Below are 22,137 nucleotides of genomic sequence, written 5' to 3'. Positions count from 1 at the left end.
CTTCTCAGGCACCGGCGGATTGCGCTCAGCCGGCCCTTTCCCCGGCGTTTTCTTTCTCCGAAAGCACCCGCCGCAAAACTTTTCCCGCGCCGCTCTTGGGCAGGCTTTCCACAAATTCTACCGCCCGGGGATATTTGTAAGCCGCCATCTTGTTCTTACAGAAGGCCACGATTTCCTCTTCTGTCACCTTGTCTTTATAGCCGGGGTTCAAAACCACAAAGGCCTTGGGCTCCTCGCCCCGGTAGGAATGCGGCACCCCGATGGTACAGGCTTCCGCAACAGCCGGATGCTCATGCAAATAGGCGTCGATCTCGGCAAGCGAAACCGTGTAGCCGGAAACCTTGATCATCTCCTTTATTCTGCCGACGATGCGGATCCAGCCCGCCTCATCGATTTTGGCCACGTCCCCGGTTTTCAGCCACCCGTCATCTGTGAGCATGGCCCGGGTTTCCTCCGGAGCCTGCCAATACCCTTTCATAATACAGGGGCCCTGGATCCAGAGCTCTCCTGCCTCATCCAGGCCGGCCTCCCGGCTCTCCTCATTGTTCCATAGCTTCACATCGTGATAATAAACCGGGGCGCCAACCGTTCCGGGCTGGTAGTGCTGGCGGTTGTTGCCAATAATGCCGCCGCTTGACTCACTGAGCCCGTAGCCTTCGACAATGGGAACGCCAATGGTATTCTTCCATTTATGATGGACTTCCAGGGGAACGGGCGCACCGCCCGAGAGAATCAGCCGGATGCGGCTGAAATCAAAGTCAGATATGTTGGGGACACTGAGCATGGCGATATTTATAGGGGCAATGGTGACCATGTGGGTGACCTTATAGTCGGCAATCACATTGAGCATGGTCATCAGATCGAAACGGGCGAAAAGAATCAGCGTGCTGCCTTTGGCCAGGGCCGGGTTCATGGCGATATCCAGGCCGGTGACATGAAAAAGCGGCAGAATAACCAGGTGCAAGTCATCTTCTGCATATTCATAAAAATGCTTCACCAGGGCACCGTGCACAGCGAGATTTTCGTGGGTCAGCATGACACCCTTGGGCCGGCCGGTTGTGCCGGCGGTATACTGGAGCAGGATCAGGTCCTCCTCCGGATTGATTGCCACTTCCGGCAGCTGACCGGCGGATTGCTGCAAAAATCTCCCCAGTCAGTGGTCCCGGGAAAGGTCTGCTTCTCAGCAGACATGGAGGAGTGAATGGGGATGGTCGGCTCCGGGGGCAGAAAATCGGAAAAACTGGTTACAATGGTGGTCTCCGGGGTAAATGCATATTCACAGGAGTCCAGAATCGGAAAAAAATTGTCTTCCAGTAAAATAGCCCGGGGCTGGGCGTCATAGAGCACATAATCCAGCTCGTCTTTTTTATACATGGGGCTGCAGGCAATCACCACCCCGCCCATTTTGATGACGCCGTAAAATCCGATGACAAACTGCGGGCAGTTCTCCAGGTACAAGGCCACGCGATCGCCCTTTTGAATCCCCTGCGCCAGCAGGGCGCCGGCAAATTGATCCGAGAGCGCATCCAGCTGCCTGAAGCTCACCTCGTGGCCGTAAAAATTAAGGGCCGTTTTATCCGGTCTGATCCCGGCCTGTTCCCGGATCTCCTCAAAGATGGGGCGCCGGGGCAGGGGCGGTACCATGGGGTCAACCTTGGGCCAGATGTTGGCCCGCCATTTTTCCTGCATATATTCACCTCTCTGTTTTCAATTGATTTTTTTCCTGTCCCTTAGCATTTCCGCAAAAGTCTCCACCCGGGTTCTCATGGAATCAGCCGTGTAGGCGCTGCTGTCATAAATGTCCTGCTCCAGGCTGAGAACCGGAACCCCCGTTTTTTCCTCGAGGTAGTCCTTGGTGATATGCGATTGCAGCGCGGAGGGCCGGCAGCAATATATATAATTGGCGATAAACCCATCGAGCTTCATCACTTCAAGGGCCTCTTCCATGCGCTTGTTGATTCCATAAGTGCTGTGAAAAAAGCCGCCTGCCAATTCATGGGCCGCGACCATTTCACCCGGGCTCGGGTAATTCATTTCCGGCTCGGCCGGCGGGCCGGCAATGGCATTCAATACCAGTGTCAATGGAACAGCCAGCCCGGAATCCTCCACTAGGCCCGTAACCCGCGGATCGGACATGTGGCCGAAGGAGATCATCACCCGGGGCACCCCTTTTTTTGTGGCCCCGACACCGGCCGCTGCCCTTTGCCGGATCTCGTCGATCAGGATATCCATGGCCTTGACGCCTGCATGGATCCCCCGGCCGGTGGAAGAGCCGGAAAGTGCTTCCAGCAGCTCGATTGCGGTGAAGCTCACGGGAACCGGGTCGCTTCGCATGAACCCGGCAAGTTTGACCAGCCGGCTGACAAACGCCTGGCCCACCGCCCTGGCCTCCCCCCAGTTTTCAGGTGCGATTGTAATACCCAGGACCTGCTCCGCCATGTCAAAGGCCTGATTGATTTGAGCGCCGAGATATTGCACGCGCTCGGGCAAAAAAGAGGGATATTCCCCCCATTGCGAATCCATCACGCCGTCAATATAAGCCACGGGCGTCCCAAAAAGCGCGGTGACCAGGTCATCGGCCTTGGAGCCCATATCACAGAAATAACTGGATGCCAGGGCCAGATTTGGGACAGGAATCATCCCCAAGGCAACAGCGCCTATCTTAATTTTCCACAAAGAGCACAGGGCATGCCCCGGGGGCAGACCGTTGGCTTCTCCGGCCGCGATGATGGGGTCCAGTTTGTTGAATATCTGCCCCATGGTATGACAGAGCACCATATCAGGAGCGCAAACATAAACATCCTCGGACGCGGCGTTAATTAACAAGCCCGGGCCAAGCATGGCGGGGAACCCGAAATATACAACCTTTTTCCCCTCATCTTTTGCCAAAACAACGTCGATAAGCTCTTTGAGCCATGCGCCCAGCAGTTCCCGGACGCCGGTCAGGCGGACATCGTGATTCTGCCGGACCCATGCCTCCGCCGCAGCCATGTCATCGGGACCGATTCCCAGTCTGGCGAATGCCGCTTCCACCCGCTGGCTTTCACTCACCATCTCTTCAGGCGCAAATCCGCAAAGCTGCAGCAAATCATCATAATATGGCGCCATCAATCAATTCCTCAGGGTATGCAAAAAGGTTTCAATACGGGTTTCCATGGAGGCCGGCGCCATGGCATCATATTCGGACTCAAGGACCAGCATCTTCAGCCCCGTTACCTTTTCAAGGATCTGCGGGAAAAAATAGGATTCCACCTTGTAGGACTCGCGATACATCAACTGGTACCAGATCAGCCCGGCCGCGTCATAATCCCTTGCCAGCTGTATCAATAAATCAAGCCGTTCGGTTCCCGGCCGGAACCAGCCCGGGCATACCCGGTCCATGAAGTAACCCTCAGCCAGCGCGGCAAGCAGATCCCCTTCCTTTTTTATCCGGTGCCGGTAAGGCCTGAGCCCCTCGGCAAACTCCTCGACCACCACCGCGGCCCCGGCCGCTTCAATGTGCGCCATCACCCCGGAATCGCCGCGGGCAAGCGTTGAGCCGGTCAAAAGAATCCGCGGGCCTGTTTCACTGTCAGGGCCGCCGGAGCCGGCCTCTTTTAAGAATGCCTCCAGGATATCCACCATCACCGTCTTGTCCGCAAGAAAAGAGCCGTGGTGGAGGGCGACAAAGTCCCTGCTGTTAAACGGCAGGCGTTCGTCCCGGCGAAGTCGGCTGATCTCCCGGAAAAGCTGCCGTTCCCTGTTGCACAAATCAATCGCATCCCGCAGCCGGGCGTCGGTGATTTTCACTCCGGTAAAATCCTCGAGTTTTTTCCTGAGCCGGTGAATACCGCTGAGATAATAAGCCAGGGCGGACGCATCCTTTGTATGGGGAACCCCAAAAAGAAATGATTCCACGTCGGGGAAGTAATACTGAACGGTATTGGAAAACAAGCGGCAGTGGTTGTCGGTTACCGGGATGACCAGCAGATCAAGCATATTGTAATAGGGATCGCTGCCCGTTGCCAGCAGGCCCGCCTGGCTTCGCCAGAACGGATCCATCCATCTGCAGATATATGATCGGGCTGCATCCAACAGGTCACTATCGCCTGCCTGCACCAAACCCAGGGGTATCGCTTTACAGGCGATAACCAGTTCCTCCGGCATATAGCCGCCGGCGCTATAGCCGATCACCTTGCGGCCCTGCGCCCTGGCTTCCAGCAACCCGGGGAGCCTGGAGTTTAAATGGGCGTCAAGCCTGTCAATGGCCTTCATTAAACGCACCCGTCCCCTTCACCCCTGATGGATTGTTCTTCGAGAAACATCACAATTGTTGAGAAAAAAAAGCGAGATGGCTTACCTGCCGCCCGAACGAAGAGCAGACGAGGAAACGGATGCGCCCTTTGTCCTGTGGTACCGGCCGGAATCCAGAACTACCTCACCGTTGCGGATCAGTCGCTCCAGGTGCTTTTCCATGTGGGCGCGCTCGCCGTATTCGAAAAATACCCGGGGTTTTCGCTCCTTTCCGTATACGATCCACTGCTCCACGATTCCATTTATGGTTCTGGGCGCTGAAAGAAAATCCAACAGCGCTGCCTCGCGCTTTTCGATAACGCCCAGGTAGGCGTCCCACAGGGGCCCCGGCGGTGTTTCGAACACGCCGGTCTCATGGGCAGTCAACCAGACCTTTGCGGGTATGCGGCGGAGCCGGTCAATGGAGTGAATGGTGTCCTCAACGCTTGAATACCGGTCTCCATACCAGGGTCCGAAAGGCGTCAGGTCGCAGTCCGCCATATAGAGGACGCCGGGTTCCCTGAAAAAAAATGCCAGATGTCCCGGCGAATGCCCGGGGACATGAATCACTTCAACTGTGACACTGCCCAGATCGATAATTTCCCCGTCTTCCAGGAAGCGCTCGGGCGTGCGGGGCCGAAAGTGAAACGCCTTCTCTAAAATCGGCTCCCAATAGGACCGGAGTTGATCGCCGGGTTCGCTGCTGACGCCATACCAATCAAAAAATATGTCCATATCGGCAAGCGGGGGCGCGTCCCTGGCCTCCATCCACAAGGGCTTGTCATCAAACAGATCCAGGTCCCGGAAGTGGTCTTCGTGCCAGTGAGACAGCCAGATCATCCGCACTTTATCCCGGGACCTGAGCTCTTTGAGGCGCTCCCGGTTTGCGGCCGGGTCGATCAGGACCCCGGCATCTTCCACATAAATGGAGTGGCAGGAGGGGTATCGCCCGCCCTTGTCACCGGCAATGATTCGTATGGGGCCAAAACTTTGCTCTTTTAATTCCATCCAGCTCCTTTTGCGGCGTCTTGATTTTAATGCTTATGGTTCGCCCGGAGGCGCCGCTCCCAAAGGCTTGCAATGGCAGGCAGTAAAATGATCGCGCCGATCATGTTCACCAGGAACATGAATGTCAGCAATATGCCCATGTCCGCCTGGAATTTGATCGGTGAAAACACCCAGGTACAGACACCAACGGCCAGGGTGAGGCCGGTAAAGATCACCGCTTTGCCGGTTGTCATCAAAGTGGCGTAATAGGCCCCGGATATGGGCATGCCCTCATCCAGATAAAACTGAAACCGGCTGTAGATATAAATCCCGTAATCCACACCAACGCCCACGCCCAGTGCGATGACCGGAAGAGTGGCAACATTGACGCCCACGCCGATCCACATCATCACCATCCGGCAAAGAACCGTGGTCAGGGCAAGCGGGATAATAATGCTGAAGAGCGCCCGGAGAGAACGGAAGGTCACCAGGCACAGCAGGGCGATCACGCCGAAGACCCAAAAGAGCATGGTATATTGTTTCTGGGCAACAACGATATTGGTTGTCGCTTCAATCCCGGCATTTCCGGCGGCCATCAGGAACTTGACGTCCTCTGTATTGTTTGCGGCGGCAAACGTTTCCACGGTATCAACAACCGCCTGAAGCGAACCCGCTTCGTGGTTCTCCATGAAAACCCTGATGGGCGCCAGGCTGCAGGCCTGGTTCCTGTTCTTCCAAGCCGTGTAAAGCACCGCGTTGCTCATCACCTGATCGTCTCGGGCCAGGGCCATCCAATTCAGGCTGCCCTCATTGAAGCCTGCAATTACGCGCTTGGCAGCGGTGCACAGGGAATTGGTCGAAAGTACGGCCGGAATGTGCTCCAGGTCCCATTGCAGCCGATCCATGGCGACCAGGGCATGGTAATCCCCGCATCTGCCTTCCGGTGTTTTTACCATGACCACAAAAACATCGCTGCTTTTCGAATAATTCTCGTTCATGAAGGCGACATCCTGGTTATACTGCGAGTCCGGCCGCAGTTCCGGCGCGCCTTTACCGGTCTGCCCGATTGGCAGGCCCTGGCTGTAATAAGCCGCCAGTGCAAATACCAAAAGGGCCGCCGCCACCGTCACCGATGCCGGCATTTTCCGTGTAAACCGGGACAGGAAAAGCCAGGCCCGGTGCTCAAAACCTTCGCCTTCCTCCTTGATATGTTTGACAGAGACAGGATTTACCCCGGCATAGGACATAAGAACCGGAAGCAGGATCAGGTTGGTCAGGATCAGCACAAACACCCCGATACTGGCGCCAATTGCCAGCTCCTGAATGATAAGGACCTGAATGACCAGCAGGGTGGCAAACCCAAAACAGTCCGTGACCAAAGCCACCAGGCCGGGTTTATATAGCTTACGAAAGGCTCCCCGGGCGGCACTCATCTTATCGGTGCCCGACATCATTTCATGATGGATGCCGTTGATAATCTGGACGCCATGGCTGACGCCAATGGCAAAAATAAGAAAGGGAACCAGTATGGAGAATGGATCCAGGCCATACCCCAGTGTTTTGAGCAGCCCCAGCTGCCAGACCACCGCGATAATGGAGCACAGAACGGGGACCAGCGTGCTGCGGATACACCCGCGGGAGTATCCGTAGAGCATCAGAAGGGTGATCAGTATGGCGATGAGAAAAAAAGTGGCCACCTGCCGGGTGCCGTCAATCAACTCGCCAACCACCTTGGCAAACCCGGTGATGTGGATTTTTATATCTTCATTTTGATACTTGTCCCGCAGTTCTTCAAGGCGCTGGGACACATCCCGGTAGTCCAGCGGCTTTTTGGTATCCGGGTTGATCTCGTATAAGGGCACATCAATGATGCTGGATTTAAAATCATTGGCCACCAGTGAGCCGATCTCACCGGATTTTAAGACGTTGGTTTTCAACTGGGAAAGGCTTTCCGGGGACCCGTCATAGGAAGAGGGGATTACCGGGCCGCCGTCAAAGCCCTCTTCAGTGACTTCGCGCCATCTGGTCTGCGGGGTCCAGAGCGACTGCTGCTGCGCCCGGTTCACGCCGGGGAAGAAAAAGACCTCGTCATTAATATCGCGCAGAACCTTCAGATAATCGGCGTCAAATATCGTGCCGCTAGTGGTTTCCACGGCAATCCGGACCGAATCCCCGAACCCCCTGAGCTCGTCCTGGTATTCCAGGTAATTTTCAATATAGGTATGCTTGGTCGGGATCATCTTGGTAAAATTGACTTCCCAATCCAGCTTGCTGGCCTGAAATCCCAAAACAATTGTCAATATGGCAAAAATCAGCAGCAGCAGCCATCGATAACTGAAAATAAACCGTTCCAGCAACGGGGCCTTTTTATCTGTTGTTCCAGATAGCTGGGCGTCACCGTGTTCCATTTATGGACCCTCCATACGATTAAAAAACTGTCCGATGAACCCCTTTTAGACCGACGAGAACAATATGCCGGTCATCTGTTTCAATCAAGGCATTCCACCCGGCGCCTATTTTTTGCGGGACAAAGGATTCCGGGTTGTCGGAGCCGGCAAGGATGACACCGGAATAGGAAACAATCAAAACCGAGCCGTCGCTTCTTACCGCGCCCGCGCTCAATGCAGCGCCGGCCCTTGTCTGAAGCAGCTTCCAGGTATTGCCGCCGTCCTTTGAATAGGTCAGTTTCGCCCCAATTCCGTAAGCGATAAGCAAATCCTGCTCCGGGGAGGCAACAATACCCAGGTAAGAGCCATCATGCGGCGTTTCAAGGGATTCCCAGCTTTCGCCGCCATCCGTGGAGCGATATATCACGCCGGATTCCCGGGCAATAAAAAGGGAGCCGTTTGCATTGGCAAAACCGTTTAAATGAAGCTTCCAGAGATTATCAATCCTGTCCCACCAGGGGGACCAGGTCCTGCCGCCGTCGGCGGTTTTATAAAACCGGCCATAGGCACCGATGACAAACCCTTCCTTGCTGTTTTTAAACCACACATCCAGAAGCGGGACACAGCATTGCTCCTCTGCCCTCTCCCAGTACTCCAGTTCATAGGTTAAATCGTCCAGCTCCTTGCTTAAGGCGGCTTTTTCTTCCTGCCCGGCCTGTTCCAGTTCGGCCTTTTTGGCCGCAACCAACTTTCGGGCATATTCCAGGCTCATCTGGTTTGCTTCAAAGGCGTCGAACTGTTTAACCCAGGTTTCGCCACTATCTTCTGTATGCAGCACCACCCCGTCATGCCCCACGGCCCAGCCTTTTTCCGGGGTCGAAAAATCAAGAGCGGTAAGCGTCACCATCACGGGCACCTCGGCCTGCTCCCAGCTTTTTCCGTTATCATCGGAGTATATGATATGACCCCGCTCCCCGACCGCGACCAGGCGTTCACCCGCTTTGGCAATATCGAGCAGCAATGAAGAGGCCGCCTTATCAGATTCCACCGCCGGGATTTCAAGCAAATCATTTCTGGCCTGCCACTGGCTGAGCTCGCGATACTCCCCGGCGCCTGCAAGCGGGGGAAGCAGCATAAGCACGAGCGCAAGTAGCAGGAAAAACCATCTGGCGGGACAAGCCTTTTCGAATACTTTTCTCATACCTTCTCCAACGTTTTCTTGAGATTGTTGGATCGTTTTTATGGAATGGGGTGATTGCAGCAGCATGGCAGCTGCAATCACCCGGGCAATTAAACGGCAATGAGCGATACCTTACCGCCGCCCTCTTCTTCGCAGCTCTTCAGGCGTAAAAAATGAATCCGGCTTGGGCTCCGGGTAGGTCCGCCAGGGCGTAAGCCCTACCTGGGAGGCATTGACACCATACTTATCGATCCGGAAATCATAGTAAAAAGAAAACATCTGCACCACCCCGGGCAGCTGGTATTCATTGATCAGGGGCGCGATATTGGAGCGCCACAAAGAACCCTGGGCGTCGTAGCTATCGGCCATCGTCAATACCCAGGAGTCCTCGTCAATGTAGAACACCCGCTTGGCATAAATATGGCGGCTGCCCTCTTTCAGGGTCCCCTCCACTTTCCACACCCGGTGGAGTTCCCAGCGGACATGATCCGGATTGACATGTTCCGGGGGGAACATTTCCTTCTTGTCCATCACTTTCTGGGCGTCGTAGCAGTTGTAGGGAATATATATTTCCTCTTTGCTTAGGATTTTCCAGTTATACCGGTCAATTGCGCCATTGAAAAGATAGACGTCATCCCAGGTATGGATTCCGCTCATGGAAGACAGGGGCGTGTCATAGGCAATGGTCGGCGCCCGCCGCACCCGCCGCTGCCCCACCAGATACTGCCAGGATTGACGTGGGCTCTTCGCCAGGTTCAAAGGGTCTCTCACCAGCAGGGTCTCCCCCTTTTTCCGGGGAGGGGCGAAATACTCGAGCAGCACATACCAGTAGTCCTGCGAGTCATATGTTTCCAGGGTTTTTTCTTTGTCGTAGTAAGGGAATTTTTCGTGGTTTTCCACGCCCGAGGCAATAACGATGTTGTCACCGTCCACGTAAAGGGAATTGAAGAAATAGTGCTTGGCCTCCCCCTGCCACCGCACAAGATGGTTCCAGACCACCTGGGCGCCGTTTTTCGGAATGGGGAAGGGAATCCCGCCGTAGGCATTGCTGATGCTTACCCCCTCGTTACTGGTTTCAGCACGGGTGGCATTCTTGAACGTGTTTTCATAGACCCATTCCGGTGCGGCATGGGAACGGTGCGACGGATAGACATCCAGCCGGTAGGTCTCGGGATGGGTACGAAGCAGTTTTTTCTGCCCCTCTCCCAGCTTGTCCGCATACTCGTCCATATTCTCGGCTGTTATGGAGAACAGTTTTTCCTCATCCGCATAAGGATTGATATGCCGGTCTCCGGGTTTATGCTCGCCGCCGCCGGGGGGGCCGGTAATGCCGCCATCCCATGCAGGAATGGTCCCATCGGCATTGCCTGCCCGTTCAGCTCCAAACGGGGTCAGGGTGGATTTCAGCTTTGCCGCTTCTTCCGGCGAAACTTTGGCTATAGCGGCAAGCGGTGCGGTTACAACAAAAAGGAACAAGATGCCTAAACATAGGCCTTTTTTAATCTTCATGGATGCCTCCCAGTTATCATCTGTTAAGTTTTACCCTGCATACGGCCCTTAGAACGTGTACATCACATAAAAGGCAAGATAGTCCCGGTCCGATTTCAGGTCTTCATCACCCGCGGAGCCCAGGAAATCCGTGTAGCTCAGCCCGAACTCATATTTCTGGCGAAAAATGAAATCAGTGCCAACGGAAACCTGGTGCTGATCCTCGGTAAAGGTGCCCGGCAGTGAAGATTTTCCGTTTGGACGATGTTTAAAAGACACCGGCACAGTCATATCCAACTGGGGCAGAACCTGGAAAAAGGAAAAGCTCATCCTGGTTGTGGAACCCCAGGCAAATTTGTCTTTAAAAAGATTCTCATCGTCTAACACTTCGTTCATGCCGACCTCAAACATCAGGGTACTGGTGTCGACAAAGGCAAACGGGCCGAAAACGTGGATGGCCGAGGCCAGCGCCTGAACAATGTCAAAGGGCTCATCAGGAAAACTTCAAAGGCGCCGTGGGATCCGCCACCTGTGTTGCGTAATCGGCCCGGTAGGTAACTTCACCGGAAACATTGGTGGGGCCCACCTGCGTGCTGAAACTGGCGCCGTACAAGTCAATGTCTTCCTGATAGCCCAGATAGTATCCCAGGCTGTCAAAAAAGTTGAGCATCGGGTCGCCCCAGTCCATTGTCAAATTACCGGCGCCGGGCACCGTAAAGACCAGGGGAAATTTTTCATGATAATTCAAATAGTACAGCCCAAATTCGGTGCTGTTTAAATTCTCTGCGTAATAGTTCAAGCTGACACCCCATTGCCCGGAATCGCTGGCCGGGTCATCGTCAATGCGGTCTGCGGTCACAGGCACGCCGGGGGCTGCCAGCATATGATACCCGCCTTCATCAGCAAAATCCATGGTGCTGAAATAGGAACCGACCGCCTCAGAGCGGTGCTTTTTCCACTCCCACTGGTAATAACCGGCAATTGAGAGATTGCGGAAAAAATTAAACCGCGCGGAAACCTGCTCCGAAGGCAGAAAGATATCCACGAGTTCCGCGCCCGGCACATTGAGCATGTTTGCATCCGCATAGCCCTGCGCTGTTGAGATACCACCCAGGGTGAACAGGCTCTCACCCCAGGAGACCACCTGCTGGCCAACCCGGAGCGACAGGGGCCGCCCGGCGATACTGAAATCCGCGTAACCGTAAAGATCCAGCAGCTCCAGGTCCTGGCCATGCTGGTCTTCTGCCGCGTCGGTAAACTTCTGGTGATCATCAAGTGAACCGCCCAGAAAGTTGTTATGTGTCTCCGGGGAATCATTGGCATTGGATCCGTGATAGGCATCATCATAAAAAGCCCGGCCCCGGGCAAACACGCCCACATGCTTGCGCCTCAGATCCAGGGCGGAGCGAACCGTGAAGCGGTTGGAAACCAGGTCATACTGCTCAAAGGAGCGATTGCCGTCGTCCACATTGAGCCCCAGGTTTTTCTCGTCCGCATCCTTCATCCGCATGGACGCGCCATAAATCAAGGTGGTGTCCAGGTCCATACTGATGTCCGGGTGCAACTGAAAGTTCATTCCCCAGGCCTGCGGGACAGCGAGAAAGGAAGCCAGCAGCAACAGGCTCAGCATGGCAGTAAATTTCCGCTTGCTGAATGGTCTTTGTTTTTCCATTGTTTTCAATCCTTTTGTTTTTCGAAATAAAGTTTTCATCAAAATCCTCCATTTCTTCTAAAACAGCTTGTCTCCCCCCCCTTCGTTGGATTGTTGAATTTTTGGCTTATCCGTTGGTTTGTATCATTGAAGCCGGTTGGCGCTGTAATGCAATCAGTTGATATCATCTGAGCTGATATCATCTGAGCTGTTATTCCAGGAAACGCATTTCGGCTTTACTATTTTCTTTCAAAAAATATGCCACAGATATTTATTCATTTTTTTCAGATAATTATAAAATCAATGACCCGAAAGGAAGCGGCTTCCCTCAACATATTGAGCATGGAAACAATATACTGCGTATTTCAGTCTTCACCCTCTTTTGTTCTGCCTTAAAGACCGCCAGGCTGAACCGGGCATGCCGGATCGTAATTAAAAACCGGGTCAAAATTAAGAATTAGACAAACCCGGCAAATTTTTCTATTTTGTCCGGGTGGACAGCTTGTCGCAACTTTTTGCCTGCCCATTAAAAATGATGAGCGCAGCAAAAACTGAAATTGGCACAGAAATTCACGCGAAGGGGACAAATCGAATGGAAAAAGAAAGAACGGAAATTCTTCAGACAGCTTTTGATAATGCTAAAAGACATGAACTGGAGAGTGGTGGATGTGCCCAGTGCTGTCTTGCGGGGATATTCGAGGCTTTTGGAGTTGAAGACGACGGGGTTTTCCGGGCGGCCACCGGCCTTGCCGACGGGGTGGGACTCAGCGGCGACGGCCATTGCGGCGCCCTGTCCGGCGGGACCATGGCGATCGGCTACTTTTTCGGCCGATCCGGAGATCAGTTCAGCAACATGAAAAAACAGCTCAAAGCCTGCATTCTTTCAAAAAAACTTCACGACGCCTTTATTGAAAAATATGGCACCTGCCGGTGCGCGGATCTGCAGACACAGCTGGCGGGGAAGTTTTTTAATCTTTATGACCCCAAAGAAATGGAGGCCGCGCTCAAGGCCGGAATGCCGGAGAAATGCGCGACGGTGGCCGGCGAAACTGCCCGGATGGCCGCGCACATCATCCTGGAGGAAAAAGAACGGGAGGCGGCCAGGCAATAAATAGGATTCGCCCCATTAAAACCGCAGAAAGCCGGGCAGGAGATTGTCCGCCGCCAGTCCTTCTGCAATCCGTTTCAGCACTTGCGGCTTATCATCCGGAAACCGGTATCCTTCGTAGTCATGGGAAAAAACAAGCCGGCCTCCGGGGTCGCGCCAGTAATTTCCGGCATGGTCGAAGCAGACCCTGCCGGTGATATCCAGATCCTCCATGGTCACGCGCAGTTCCAGGAGCTGCTCCCGAATGGCCGCCACCAGATCATCTGTTTTCATAATCAGGCTGTTGGCATCCTGCAGAAAAGCGGTCCGTCCCCCGGAGATCAGCCAGTTAAAAAGCATGGCAAAGCCTTCATGGTAATTGAGCTCCGGGTGGTTACCCAGGAATTTCACCGCCGCATCCCGGCTGATTCCCCCGCTTGAGCCGCTTTTTGCCGAAATGGCGCCAAGCTCATCGCAAATGGCGGCCATGGCATCAATATCGGACTTGATGGCCTCAAGGGAGCGAAGCGCAAATTTTTCGGTTTTATACATGGCGCAAAACGTGCACCGGTTCCAGGGGCAGTTCCGGGTGAACCGCACGAGCAGGGAGTTGCTTCCCCCCTCGCTGGGCGGCCGGTACAGCCCGGTTTCAAAGTGATATGGCATGGCATGGGCTGTCATTGAATTGTTCCCCTCCACCTGAGCTGAGCGTTTCCAATCATAATGGCAAAGTAAAAAGTTTGATGCCTGTTAGAAGAATTACCCCTTATCCGTTTCTCAGTCCACGGCTAATTTGTTCTAAGCCGTTTATATCCTATTGACGGGCGGCCTGGGAATTTTTTGTCATTTTCAAATAGTCCAGCACCGCTCTGGTGTTCCTGAACAGTTCTCTCATTTTTTGTGCCACACCATCCGACTTTTTGGATTTGATCAGAGCGATGACGAATTTTCTGAGCCGGGCCAAATTTTCAGGACCGTATCCTTTTCTTATTCTGCATCTATCCTCATCGTAGTTCCAATCCAGAATGTAATGGCAGCTGTTTTCAACCGTCCAATGCTTGCGAATGGTGTTCTGTATCATATTCGGAGAGGCTTCCTCGGAAGGCTTGCTTGTAACTCCGTATACAATTTCGCTTGAAACCTTGCCCGTTTTTTTCTCTATGGTTTCTCTTTTTATCATAAACGCTTGGGCAACATGCAAAAAATTCAGATATCCGTTCAATTCGGTTGCCGTCCAAATACTGCGCGTTTCTATGCGACCGTGTTCCCCGCTGGAAACATCGACGTCTTCCGGTTCCGAGTCGATATTGCGAAAATAGAACTCGATGTCGGAGCGCAGGGTGGGCTGGTTGTTTTTCGCGATCAGAAAATAATGAGCATTTCGCTGTTGGACTGTGTAATCGGCAAAATTTGTCTGGGTGTGCAAGGCGTCGGCCGTTATGTTTTTGCCTTCTATGGCGAGAACCTCTAGCAGAGGGATGGCTATCTTGATCTCGTTGGTTTGCTTTTGTTCTTCCGAATCTTCGCCGACGGGCAGTGTACCTACTTTTTTTGGGTGTAGCAAATATTGCTGTCATGGCCGACCACGTTCATGACATGGATCTGCCTGTCGTCTTCGTTGACGGCGTTGCACATGACTTTGCCGTCGATCGCCAAGCCGTCGTCTTGAGCGCCGAAGGCTTCATTCCACTTTTGAAGTGCAGAATCGTGATCGTCGGGATTCACGCGCACCAAAACGTCCCTGATGATCGATTCGCTTGGCACGACGTATCGGCCTTTTTCCCTTCTGCAACCAAAACGGGCTCTGGCTTTTTGTCCCAGTCCGTTTGCCCAGTCCGAAATCGCCTTGTATCCGCGCATTCCGCATAGGATTGCGCCTGCGGCTATCGCAAGCACCGTCGGCAAGCTGTGCCGTCTGCCCTGGGCTCTGCGAGGATCGGGGGTCGTTTTGAAAAAATCCGGCAACGAGTGCATGTGGTCGGCTTTGAGATTCATTTTACCTCCCGCTTTTTTATGTTCGTTTTCCAGAAAAGGCCGAGATAAAACCCGTCTCGCATTTTTGACCAGAGGTTTTACGAAGACCAGTTTCGAAGTTCCAACCGTCCCCGCATAGCCGTTGTTTTGTCTGGCGAAACCTCGCGTCCGACCGACGAACAGCCAGTTCGAAGCCTTTTAGACGGCGCCCGAAAACAACTCCGGATCGACAAATGTTTCCGCCAAAGCGACTCTGTATCCGAAAAATTTGATCCAATCGTCCCCGATTCTCTTCAGGCAAAGCGCCAAGGTTCGAGACCCCAAATTCCGGATATGCCAGTTTGGCAGGATCAGAAAACGGTTGTTGTTAGCAATCACCTTCAAGGGGCCGTATTGGACACGATAGTCCCATCCAATCCAGTTGTCCCGGGCTTTGCATTTTAAAGCGGCGACCGAAAAGCCGAGCAACGATGTCCATTGCTCCCCTATACAGCCGACGTACCATAGTGTTTGGCCCATTTTGGGAACAAATCCCAAATAATGGTGCTTTTGCATCAGGTCGCGAAATCTGATTTCCTCGCTTTTAAGAACTGGCCGAACGATCAATTTTTGCAAACAACGTGTATGTTTCCCTTTTCGCGGCACTTATTGCCGCAGGCAGCTATATTGCATTCCCCTCGGATTGGTGCCCATCGTTCTGCAGAACTTTTTTGTCATGCTGGCCGGCCTGATATTGGGGCGCCGCTGGGGCCTTGCCTGTGTGGGGATCTATCTGTTTGCCGGCCTTATCGGCCTGCCGGTGTTTGCCGTCGGAACCGCCGGCATTGGGCGTATTGCCGGGCCGACCGGCGGTTATCTGTTGAACTACCTGCCGGCCGTATGGATGATCGGGCTGATCAGTGAAAAAGGGGGCAGGCGGCTGATGCTGGATCTGGCCGCCCTTATCTGCGGGGCCGCCCTTGTCTATGCCATCGGCGCCTCCTGGCTGAAGCTGATAACGGGCATGGGCTGGGCAAAGGCGGTGAGCGTCGGGGTGCTGCCGTTTTTGATCGGGGATGCCCTGAAAGCGGGAGCTGCCCTGCCGGTGGCCAAAACGCTGAGACCGGTTGTCTCGGGCGCCTTGCTGCCGGGATGCTTTAAAAACGGTTATCGGTTATCGGTTAATGGTTAATGGTTATCTGTTATCGGTTATCTGTTATCTGTTATCTGTTAACGATTAACGGCTAACGGCTGAGGGGCAAGCAGCCAGGCGAAGGGGAGCGTTTTCTATGGTTGGGTTAAAATTAGTGCTTGACAGTCCGCAGCGTAAGTAATAATTACTTACTATGTTTATGAATTTATGAGGCCGGACTTTACGATAGGCGCCGGTTTGTTCAAGGACGGCCAGCCGGTTTTTTGACAGGAAAAGACAGTAAATGCCTAATACGGAATCCAATCCCCCCGATGCAGCGATTCTGACGGAATCCCCCCTGCCGCCAGCCAGAGAAAAACTGGCGGATGCACTCAGCCGGATTCTTGAATACAAGGATTTCAACTCCATCACCAATGCCGAGATCTCCCGGGAGGCCGGTGTCAATGAATCCCTCATATACCGGTATTTTGAGAACAAGCGGGGGCTGCTCCACCAGGTTTTGCACGACTATATGCTCGATTTTCAGGCCCAGGTGCAGCAGGACCTGAAATCCAGCCAGGGGGCCCTGGACAAATTGAGGAGCCTGATCCAGGTGCATATCCGGATGTATGACAGCAACCGGGTGCTGGCCCGTATTCTTTTGCTGGAGGTGAGAAATTTCCCCGGCTATTTTGAAAGTGAAACCTACCAGCTGGTCCAGACATATGGCCGCCTGGTCATGCAGATCATCCGGGAGGGCATGGCAAACGACGAAATCCGGGATGATGTCGCGCCGGCGCGCGTCCGGGACCTGATATTGGGCAGTATTGAACATTTCTGCATGGCCCCGGTTATTTTCGGCCATGAAATTGATTCGGGCGCCGGTGCCTCTCAGTTGGGAGCGCTTATTTTTTCCGGGATCGAAAAAAAAGCGGATGGCGCCGGCTGAAACCGGCAGGGGGGCCCTTGAAAGGGGTGCGGCCGGAGATGGGCCTGGGAGGTAAGTAATCATTACTTGCAGCGCTAAAAGCATGGATTCAAGGAGGTTCGGGCAAGGATGACAGACGAGCTGTTGGAATATGTGCACAAGGATCTGGATGAGACGGTGATGGCCATCGGCGGCCACTACCGGTTCACCGATGAAGTCCGGCTGCCGGTTGCGGACGGGGAGGTCCTGTATTTAAAAGGTTATGCCCTTTTCGATGCCACTTGCTGCGGGGCCGGCGGATGTGCTTATGTCCTGGTGTACGGTATGGTGGAGCAATGGAAAAGCACAACAGACAAGCAGGGGACCGCCGTCTCCCGGATCCGGCCGGTTGCGGACGAAATGCGCCGCCGCGAGATTACCCGGCTGATAAGGGAAAAAGAGATGCTCCAGCAGGTTCAGTTCGTTTAATAATCAAAGGCTGCATGAAGATTGTCAGGCCCGATGGTAACGGCCGGGCTGAGTTTTTTTGAGACTACCCAAGGAAAGGAGATTGCATTATGGCAGGAATTTGTACGTATGGCGGCTATGTGCCGCGATACCGGCTGAACCGCAGCCTGATATACCAGGCCATGGGATGGATGAACCCGGCAAATATCGCCAATGCCGGCGGTGAAAAATCGGTCGCCAATTTTGATGAAGACGCCCTTACTATGGCGGTGGCCGCCGGCATCGACGCCCTTCGCGGCGTGGACCGGACCAGGGTGCAGGGCCTTTATTTTGCCTCCACCACCATGCCTTACAAGGAAAGATTGAATGCGGGGATCATTACCGCTGCCCTGGGCCTGAACGACCAAATTCGGGCCGCTGACTTCAGCGGCGGCATCAAGTGCGGCACCACGGCCCTTCTCTCGGCCCTGGAAGGCGTTGAATCCGGACGCGTGGACAATGTTGTCGTGACCGCCGCGGACAGCCGGCTGGGCAAACCGGCTTCCGCCCAGGAGCTGATCTTCGGCGATGGCGCCGCTTCGGTCACGGTGGGCACGGACAATGTCATCGCGGAATTCAAGGACGCCTATTCGGTGACCTATGATTTCGTCGATCATTTCCGGGGGGAGTTCGCCCGGTTTGACAGGCAGTGGGAGGACCGCTGGATACGCGACCTGGGCTTTATGCAGATTCTTCCCGAAGCGGTGGAAGGGCTGCTGGCCAAGACCGGCCTTAAAATAACGGATTTTTCAAAAGTGGTTTATCCCTGCCATTACGGTGCGGCCCGGAAGGGGCTGAACAAAAAGCTGGGCATTGCACCGGAGGCCGACCAGGATAACCTGCAGCAGCAGGTCGGTGAAACCGGCAGTGCGCACGCCCTGCTCATGCTGGTGGCAGCCCTTGAAAACGCCAGTCCCGGCGACAAAATTCTGCTGGTCAGTTTTGGCAGCGGCTGTGATGCCATGTTCCTGGAGGTGACGGAAAACATAAAAAACCTCCCCAAACGCTACGGCTTGTCCGGCAGCCTGGAAAACCGCGCGGAGCTCGACAATTATACCAAGTATCTGGTGTGGCGCGATATTCTGCCGGGGGACAGGGGCCTTCGTTCGGAAGAGGATCTTTGGACGCGCTGGTCCCAGCTGTGGCGCAAGCGAAAGGAAATCCTGGGCCTCTGGGGAACCCAGTGCCAAAATTGCGGCACACTCCAGTACCCGTCCCAGCGAGTGTGCGTGAACCCGGAATGCGGCGCCACTGATAAAATGAGCCCGTACTGCTTCTCAGACAAGAAGGGCCGGATTGCCAGCTTCACGGGCGACAATCTGGCGGCTTCCATCAATCCGCCGGCTATTTACGGCCAGGTCGTTTTTGAGGAAGGCGGCAAATACATGTTCGATTTCACGGACTGCGACCTGGAGAGTCTCTCCACAGGAATGAGCGTTGAAATGAGCTTCCGGAGAAAATACCGGGATCAGAAAAGAGACATTGCCGGCTATTTCTGGAAGGCCGTACCCACTAAAGAGGAGGTATAACCATGGCTGATGGAATAAAAGATAAGGTGGCCATCCTGGGAATGGGATGCTCCAAGTTTGGCGAGCGCTGGGACTGCAGCGGCGAGGATTTGATCGTGGAGTCCTTCAATGAATGCCTTAAGGACGCGGGTATAGATAAGAAAGAAATCCAGGCGGCCTATTTTGGCACCCATATTGACGAGGTCAATGTCGGAAAGGCGGGAACCCCACTGGCGACAACGCTCAAGCTGCCGTTTATCCCGGTTACCCGGACGGAAAATTTTTGTGCCACCGCCACTGAAGCCCTTCGGGCAGCCTGTTACGCGGTTGCCGCCGGCGCCTATGACATTGTTCTGGCCCTCGGCGTTGAAAAACTGAAAGACACGGGCTATGGCGGGCTGCCGGACGGGGCGGCCTTCGGCACCGAGATGTTTCTGCGCGGCGCCAATGCGACCGCCCCGGGCCTGTTCGCCCAGCTGGCCACCGCCTATGCCGCCAAGTATAATATTTCCATGGAAAAGATCAAGGAGGGCATTGCCCACGTCTCGGAGAAAAGCCATGCCAACGGGGCGATGAATCCCAAGGCGCATCTGCGCAAGGCGGTTTCTGCTGAGCAGATCAAGCGGGCCCCCATGATCGCCTACCCATTGGGGCTTTTTGACTGCTGCGGGGTCAGCGACGGATCGGCGGCAGCGATTGTAACCACACCGGAGATCGCCCGAAGCATCAAGAAAAACCAGGGGATCGTCACGGTCAAGGCACTGCAGATATCTGTCAGCTCAGGGGAAGAGGACACTTACACGGAGTGGGATGGGGCCCATTTTGCCACCACGCGTGTGGCTGCGTCAAAAGCCTATGAAGAGGCCGGGATCAAGGACCCCAGGGAGGAAATCAGCATGATGGAGGTCCATGACTGTTTTTCCATCACCGAGTTCGTCACCATGGAGGATTTGCAAATATCCCCCAAGGGCGGGGCCTACGATGATGTCATGAATGGCTTCTATGACCTAAACGGCTACGTTCCCTGCCAGGTGGACGGGGGCCTGAAGTGCTTCGGCCACCCGATTGGCGCCTCGGGGCTGCGAATGATCTATGCCATGTATGAGCAGCTTTTGGAAAGGGTGCCGGAAGAGCGCAAAGTCAAGCGGCTGAAATACGGCCTGACCCACAACCTTGGCGGCACGCCCTCCAGAAACGTCTCCTCCATCGCAATCGTGGGGCGGGATTAAACAGCATGAGGGGCGGTGGCCGGTTGGCCCCGCCCCTCTTTTACTAATCTTGATGGCTTCGTAAAAAGTCCAATATCTGCGTTGCGCTGCATCCCATCGGAATTTCACGTACTCTATCTTAGGCGTAATCCCTCCTGCCGTTTTGGGGCAAGGTTTCCGGGGGCTGTCAAGCCCTGCGCGCAAGCTTTCCCATATAGCGGTTCCCCTCGGCATAATCGCTGTTGGCTTTCATGAAACCCGCAATGTGCCCATAATGATCCCGAAACACCCGGCGGGACCGGAACAGTCCCATGTGGCCGGCATCGGCTACGGAGGAGAGTTTCTGGTCTTCACTCACACTGTCGATCAGGTCCAGGTGACCGATGGCCTGCTTTGGCGGAGCGATGTTGTCTCTGGTGCCGCCCAGGGCCCAGTTTCCGACATATCATTTATTAATGACTGAATGTTTCAAATTCAACCGAATGGAGCTGGCCGGCGCGCTGGGTGCCGGAATTGATCTGGGAAGCGGGGGTTTCGGTTTTCACGTGCCGGAAATGCTGCCTTTCGGTTTTCCGGGCGGGGCGGACTTTACCTTTGCCCATATACTCCCGGCACATATTTAATTGAGGTCAAAACTGCGGGCGTTGTCGCTGATGGGTATCAGTTGGAATACAGCCGGGAAATCGCATTAGGTGCGGGCGAGGCCTATGTTTATGATTTTGAAGCCACCCAGGATGGCGGTCAAGCGGCACCGCTCCCCCGGCCAATGGTGGATGGAAACCTTTGGAAACGATCCCCTGTGGACAAGCGGGACAAGTCAAAATAGCCTTATACCCGGCCATGAATTGAGAGGTTAATCTTTTTGCCGAATATTGCACTTTTTGAACACTACAGTGATCCCTGTGACGACTGATCCCGGAAAAATGCAAGCCGGAGACAAAAAGGGGCAGCGGCGAACCCCGCAGCGGCTGTTCCAGTTTTTGAATCGCCCCGCCCATCAATTGCACGGGATGGGGCAAATATGATTCATTTATATTTTTTTAAATCAAGCTCGCGCAGAGACGCAGAGACGCAAAGAAAAAAACTCATAAAACTTTGCGTCCTGGCGTCTTGGTGCGCATTGTTTACTTCATCTGACAAGGTCATACTTGCCGTCATACCCCCGCGGCGTTACCATCCGGTCGCCATAGACAAACGTCTGGCTGTTGCCCACAAAGACCGTGGTCTGCATGCCCACCTTTGTGCAATCCAGGGTTTCGAGGGTGCACAGGGAAACGCTCTGGCCGTCTCTCATGGCAGCGGTGGTCAGGCCCACGGGCGTGTCCCCGGATCGTAGGCCCAGCAGGATCTGCCGGGCCGCTTCGAGCTGCCAGTCGCGCTTTTTGCTTCGCGGATTGTAGAAAACAATGGCAAAATCGGCTTCGGCCGCCATTTGAATCCGCTTTTCGATCACCGGCCAGGGCGTGAGCAAATCGCTTAAACTGATGGCGGCAAAATCGTGCATCAACGGGGCCCCCAACAGCGCGGCCCCGGCCGAAAGCGCCGGAATGCCGGGCACGATCTCCACGTTCAGCGCATCGGTTTCACCGCTGCCGACGGCCACATGGTTGTTCCGGCACAGTTCAAAGACCAGCCCCGCCATGGCATACACGCCCGGATCGCCGCTGCAGACCAGGGCGCACGACCCGCCGGATCTTGCGGTTTCAATGGCCTGCCAGACCCGTTCGACCTCCCGGGTCATGCCGGTGGCAATCACCGGTTTTTGCCCGATCAACGGCCGGACCAGGTCAATGTAGGTGGTATAGCCGCAGATGGTGTCCGCCGATTCGATCACCTGCCGGGCCCGGCCGCTCATGTGGGCCGGCCCGCC

24 protein-coding genes are annotated in these 22,137 nt (G+C 54.5%); 8 read left to right on the top strand and 16 right to left on the bottom strand.

The genetic code is table 11. From position 1 onward, the window contains the following. Positions 1 to 25: 25 nt before the first annotated feature. From U5L07_19615 to U5L07_19570, 10 genes are all read right to left on the bottom strand, one after another. A complete protein-coding gene (locus U5L07_19615) occupies positions 26 to 1,141 on the bottom strand; it encodes an AMP-binding protein (GenBank protein ID MDZ7833956.1) in 1,116 nt (371 codons plus the stop codon). Beyond that, positions 1,084 to 1,689, bottom strand: a complete 606-nt coding sequence (locus tag U5L07_19610; protein MDZ7833955.1) for an AMP-binding protein — start codon at positions 1,687 to 1,689, stop codon at positions 1,084 to 1,086. The genes U5L07_19615 and U5L07_19610 overlap by 58 nt, the downstream gene beginning before the upstream one ends. Positions 1,690 to 1,707: 18 nt before the next feature. Beyond that, positions 1,708 to 3,108, bottom strand: a complete 1,401-nt coding sequence (locus U5L07_19605) for a 2-hydroxyacyl-CoA dehydratase family protein (protein ID MDZ7833954.1) — start codon at positions 3,106 to 3,108, stop codon at positions 1,708 to 1,710. A 3-nt stretch (positions 3,109 to 3,111) separates the two neighbouring features. Then, positions 3,112 to 4,254 (bottom strand): 2-hydroxyacyl-CoA dehydratase family protein, encoded by a 1,143-nt coding sequence (locus U5L07_19600; GenBank protein ID MDZ7833953.1) that lies wholly within the window; start codon positions 4,252 to 4,254, stop codon positions 3,112 to 3,114. Between the two features lie 81 nt (positions 4,255 to 4,335). Then, positions 4,336 to 5,280: an MBL fold metallo-hydrolase gene (locus U5L07_19595; protein ID MDZ7833952.1), complete on the bottom strand. Its 945-nt coding sequence runs from the start codon at positions 5,278 to 5,280 to the stop codon at positions 4,336 to 4,338. A 26-nt stretch (positions 5,281 to 5,306) separates the two neighbouring features. Then, positions 5,307 to 7,667, bottom strand: a complete 2,361-nt coding sequence (locus U5L07_19590) for an MMPL family transporter (protein MDZ7833951.1) — start codon at positions 7,665 to 7,667, stop codon at positions 5,307 to 5,309. 19 nt (positions 7,668 to 7,686) lie between these two features. Next, the gene (locus U5L07_19585) at positions 7,687 to 8,847 is read right to left on the bottom strand and encodes a YCF48-related protein (GenBank protein MDZ7833950.1); all 1,161 of its coding nucleotides are present in this window, start codon (positions 8,845 to 8,847) and stop codon (positions 7,687 to 7,689) included. Between the two features lie 111 nt (positions 8,848 to 8,958). Beyond that, a complete protein-coding gene (locus U5L07_19580; protein ID MDZ7833949.1) occupies positions 8,959 to 10,335 on the bottom strand; it encodes a DUF1329 domain-containing protein in 1,377 nt (458 codons plus the stop codon). Between the two features lie 48 nt (positions 10,336 to 10,383). Further along, complete coding sequence (locus U5L07_19575) at positions 10,384 to 10,794, bottom strand: DUF1302 family protein (protein ID MDZ7833948.1); 411 nt, start codon at positions 10,792 to 10,794, stop codon at positions 10,384 to 10,386. Between the two features lie 13 nt (positions 10,795 to 10,807). Continuing rightward, positions 10,808 to 11,986, bottom strand: coding sequence for a DUF1302 family protein (locus U5L07_19570; GenBank protein ID MDZ7833947.1), 1,179 nt, complete (start codon positions 11,984 to 11,986; stop codon positions 10,808 to 10,810). 571 nt (positions 11,987 to 12,557) lie between these two features. Between U5L07_19570 and U5L07_19565 the strand changes: the two genes are divergently transcribed. Next, a complete protein-coding gene (locus U5L07_19565; GenBank protein MDZ7833946.1) occupies positions 12,558 to 13,076 on the top strand; it encodes a C-GCAxxG-C-C family protein in 519 nt (172 codons plus the stop codon). A 15-nt stretch (positions 13,077 to 13,091) separates the two neighbouring features. Here the strand turns inward: U5L07_19565 and U5L07_19560 are convergent, their stop codons facing one another. The 4 genes from U5L07_19560 to U5L07_19545 form a co-directional block, all read right to left on the bottom strand. Continuing rightward, positions 13,092 to 13,733, bottom strand: a complete 642-nt coding sequence (locus U5L07_19560; protein ID MDZ7833945.1) for a hypothetical protein — start codon at positions 13,731 to 13,733, stop codon at positions 13,092 to 13,094. 133 nt (positions 13,734 to 13,866) lie between these two features. Then, positions 13,867 to 14,616: an ISAs1 family transposase gene (locus tag U5L07_19555; GenBank protein ID MDZ7833944.1), complete on the bottom strand. Its 750-nt coding sequence runs from the start codon at positions 14,614 to 14,616 to the stop codon at positions 13,867 to 13,869. Then, entirely contained in the window at positions 14,595 to 15,047 is a 453-nt protein-coding gene (locus U5L07_19550; protein ID MDZ7833943.1) for a transposase family protein, read from the bottom strand. Before U5L07_19550 ends, U5L07_19555 begins: the two co-directional genes overlap by 22 nt. Positions 15,048 to 15,224: 177 nt before the next feature. Continuing rightward, a complete protein-coding gene (locus U5L07_19545; protein MDZ7833942.1) occupies positions 15,225 to 15,641 on the bottom strand; it encodes a DUF4338 domain-containing protein in 417 nt (138 codons plus the stop codon). A gap of 70 nt (positions 15,642 to 15,711) precedes the next feature. Between U5L07_19545 and U5L07_19540 the strand changes: the two genes are divergently transcribed. The 5 genes from U5L07_19540 (at position 15,712) to U5L07_19520 (ending at position 20,288) form a co-directional block, all read left to right on the top strand. After that, a complete protein-coding gene (locus U5L07_19540; GenBank protein MDZ7833941.1) occupies positions 15,712 to 16,197 on the top strand; it encodes a biotin transporter BioY in 486 nt (161 codons plus the stop codon). 244 nt (positions 16,198 to 16,441) lie between these two features. Then, the gene (locus U5L07_19535) at positions 16,442 to 17,086 is read left to right on the top strand and encodes a TetR/AcrR family transcriptional regulator (GenBank protein MDZ7833940.1); all 645 of its coding nucleotides are present in this window, start codon (positions 16,442 to 16,444) and stop codon (positions 17,084 to 17,086) included. Between the two features lie 108 nt (positions 17,087 to 17,194). Next, on the top strand, positions 17,195 to 17,533 hold the full coding sequence (locus tag U5L07_19530) for a hypothetical protein (GenBank protein MDZ7833939.1): 339 nt from the start codon (positions 17,195 to 17,197) through the stop codon (positions 17,531 to 17,533). Positions 17,534 to 17,622: 89 nt separating this feature from the next. After that, positions 17,623 to 19,080 carry a 3-oxoacyl-[acyl-carrier-protein] synthase III C-terminal domain-containing protein gene (locus U5L07_19525; GenBank protein ID MDZ7833938.1) on the top strand — a complete coding sequence of 486 codons (1,458 nt, stop codon included), beginning with the start codon at positions 17,623 to 17,625 and terminating at the stop codon, positions 19,078 to 19,080. Positions 19,081 to 19,082: 2 nt separating this feature from the next. After that, positions 19,083 to 20,288 (top strand): acetyl-CoA acetyltransferase, encoded by a 1,206-nt coding sequence (locus tag U5L07_19520; protein ID MDZ7833937.1) that lies wholly within the window; start codon positions 19,083 to 19,085, stop codon positions 20,286 to 20,288. Positions 20,289 to 20,454: 166 nt separating this feature from the next. Here the strand turns inward: U5L07_19520 and U5L07_19515 are convergent, their stop codons facing one another. After that, positions 20,455 to 20,625 carry a hypothetical protein gene (locus U5L07_19515; protein MDZ7833936.1) on the bottom strand — a complete coding sequence of 57 codons (171 nt, stop codon included), beginning with the start codon at positions 20,623 to 20,625 and terminating at the stop codon, positions 20,455 to 20,457. Between the two features lie 97 nt (positions 20,626 to 20,722). On the opposite strand from U5L07_19515, the gene U5L07_19510 reads away from it, so the two are divergent. Both U5L07_19510 and U5L07_19505 read left to right on the top strand, forming a co-directional pair. Continuing rightward, positions 20,723 to 20,890: a hypothetical protein gene (locus U5L07_19510; protein MDZ7833935.1), complete on the top strand. Its 168-nt coding sequence runs from the start codon at positions 20,723 to 20,725 to the stop codon at positions 20,888 to 20,890. 41 nt (positions 20,891 to 20,931) lie between these two features. After that, positions 20,932 to 21,093 carry a hypothetical protein gene (locus tag U5L07_19505; GenBank protein MDZ7833934.1) on the top strand — a complete coding sequence of 54 codons (162 nt, stop codon included), beginning with the start codon at positions 20,932 to 20,934 and terminating at the stop codon, positions 21,091 to 21,093. Positions 21,094 to 21,396: 303 nt separating this feature from the next. Here the strand turns inward: U5L07_19505 and cobJ are convergent, their stop codons facing one another. Beyond that, positions 21,397 to 22,122, bottom strand: a complete 726-nt coding sequence (gene cobJ / locus U5L07_19500) for a precorrin-3B C(17)-methyltransferase (GenBank protein ID MDZ7833933.1) — start codon at positions 22,120 to 22,122, stop codon at positions 21,397 to 21,399. Positions 22,123 to 22,137 lie beyond the last annotated feature (15 nt).

Source organism: Desulfobacterales bacterium (assembly GCA_034520365.1).
In the GTDB taxonomy this organism is placed as follows: domain Bacteria; phylum Desulfobacterota; class Desulfobacteria; order Desulfobacterales; family Desulfosalsimonadaceae; genus M55B175.
Note: the sequence above shows the minus strand (reverse complement) of the source record. Positions and strands in the feature narration are given on the sequence as shown.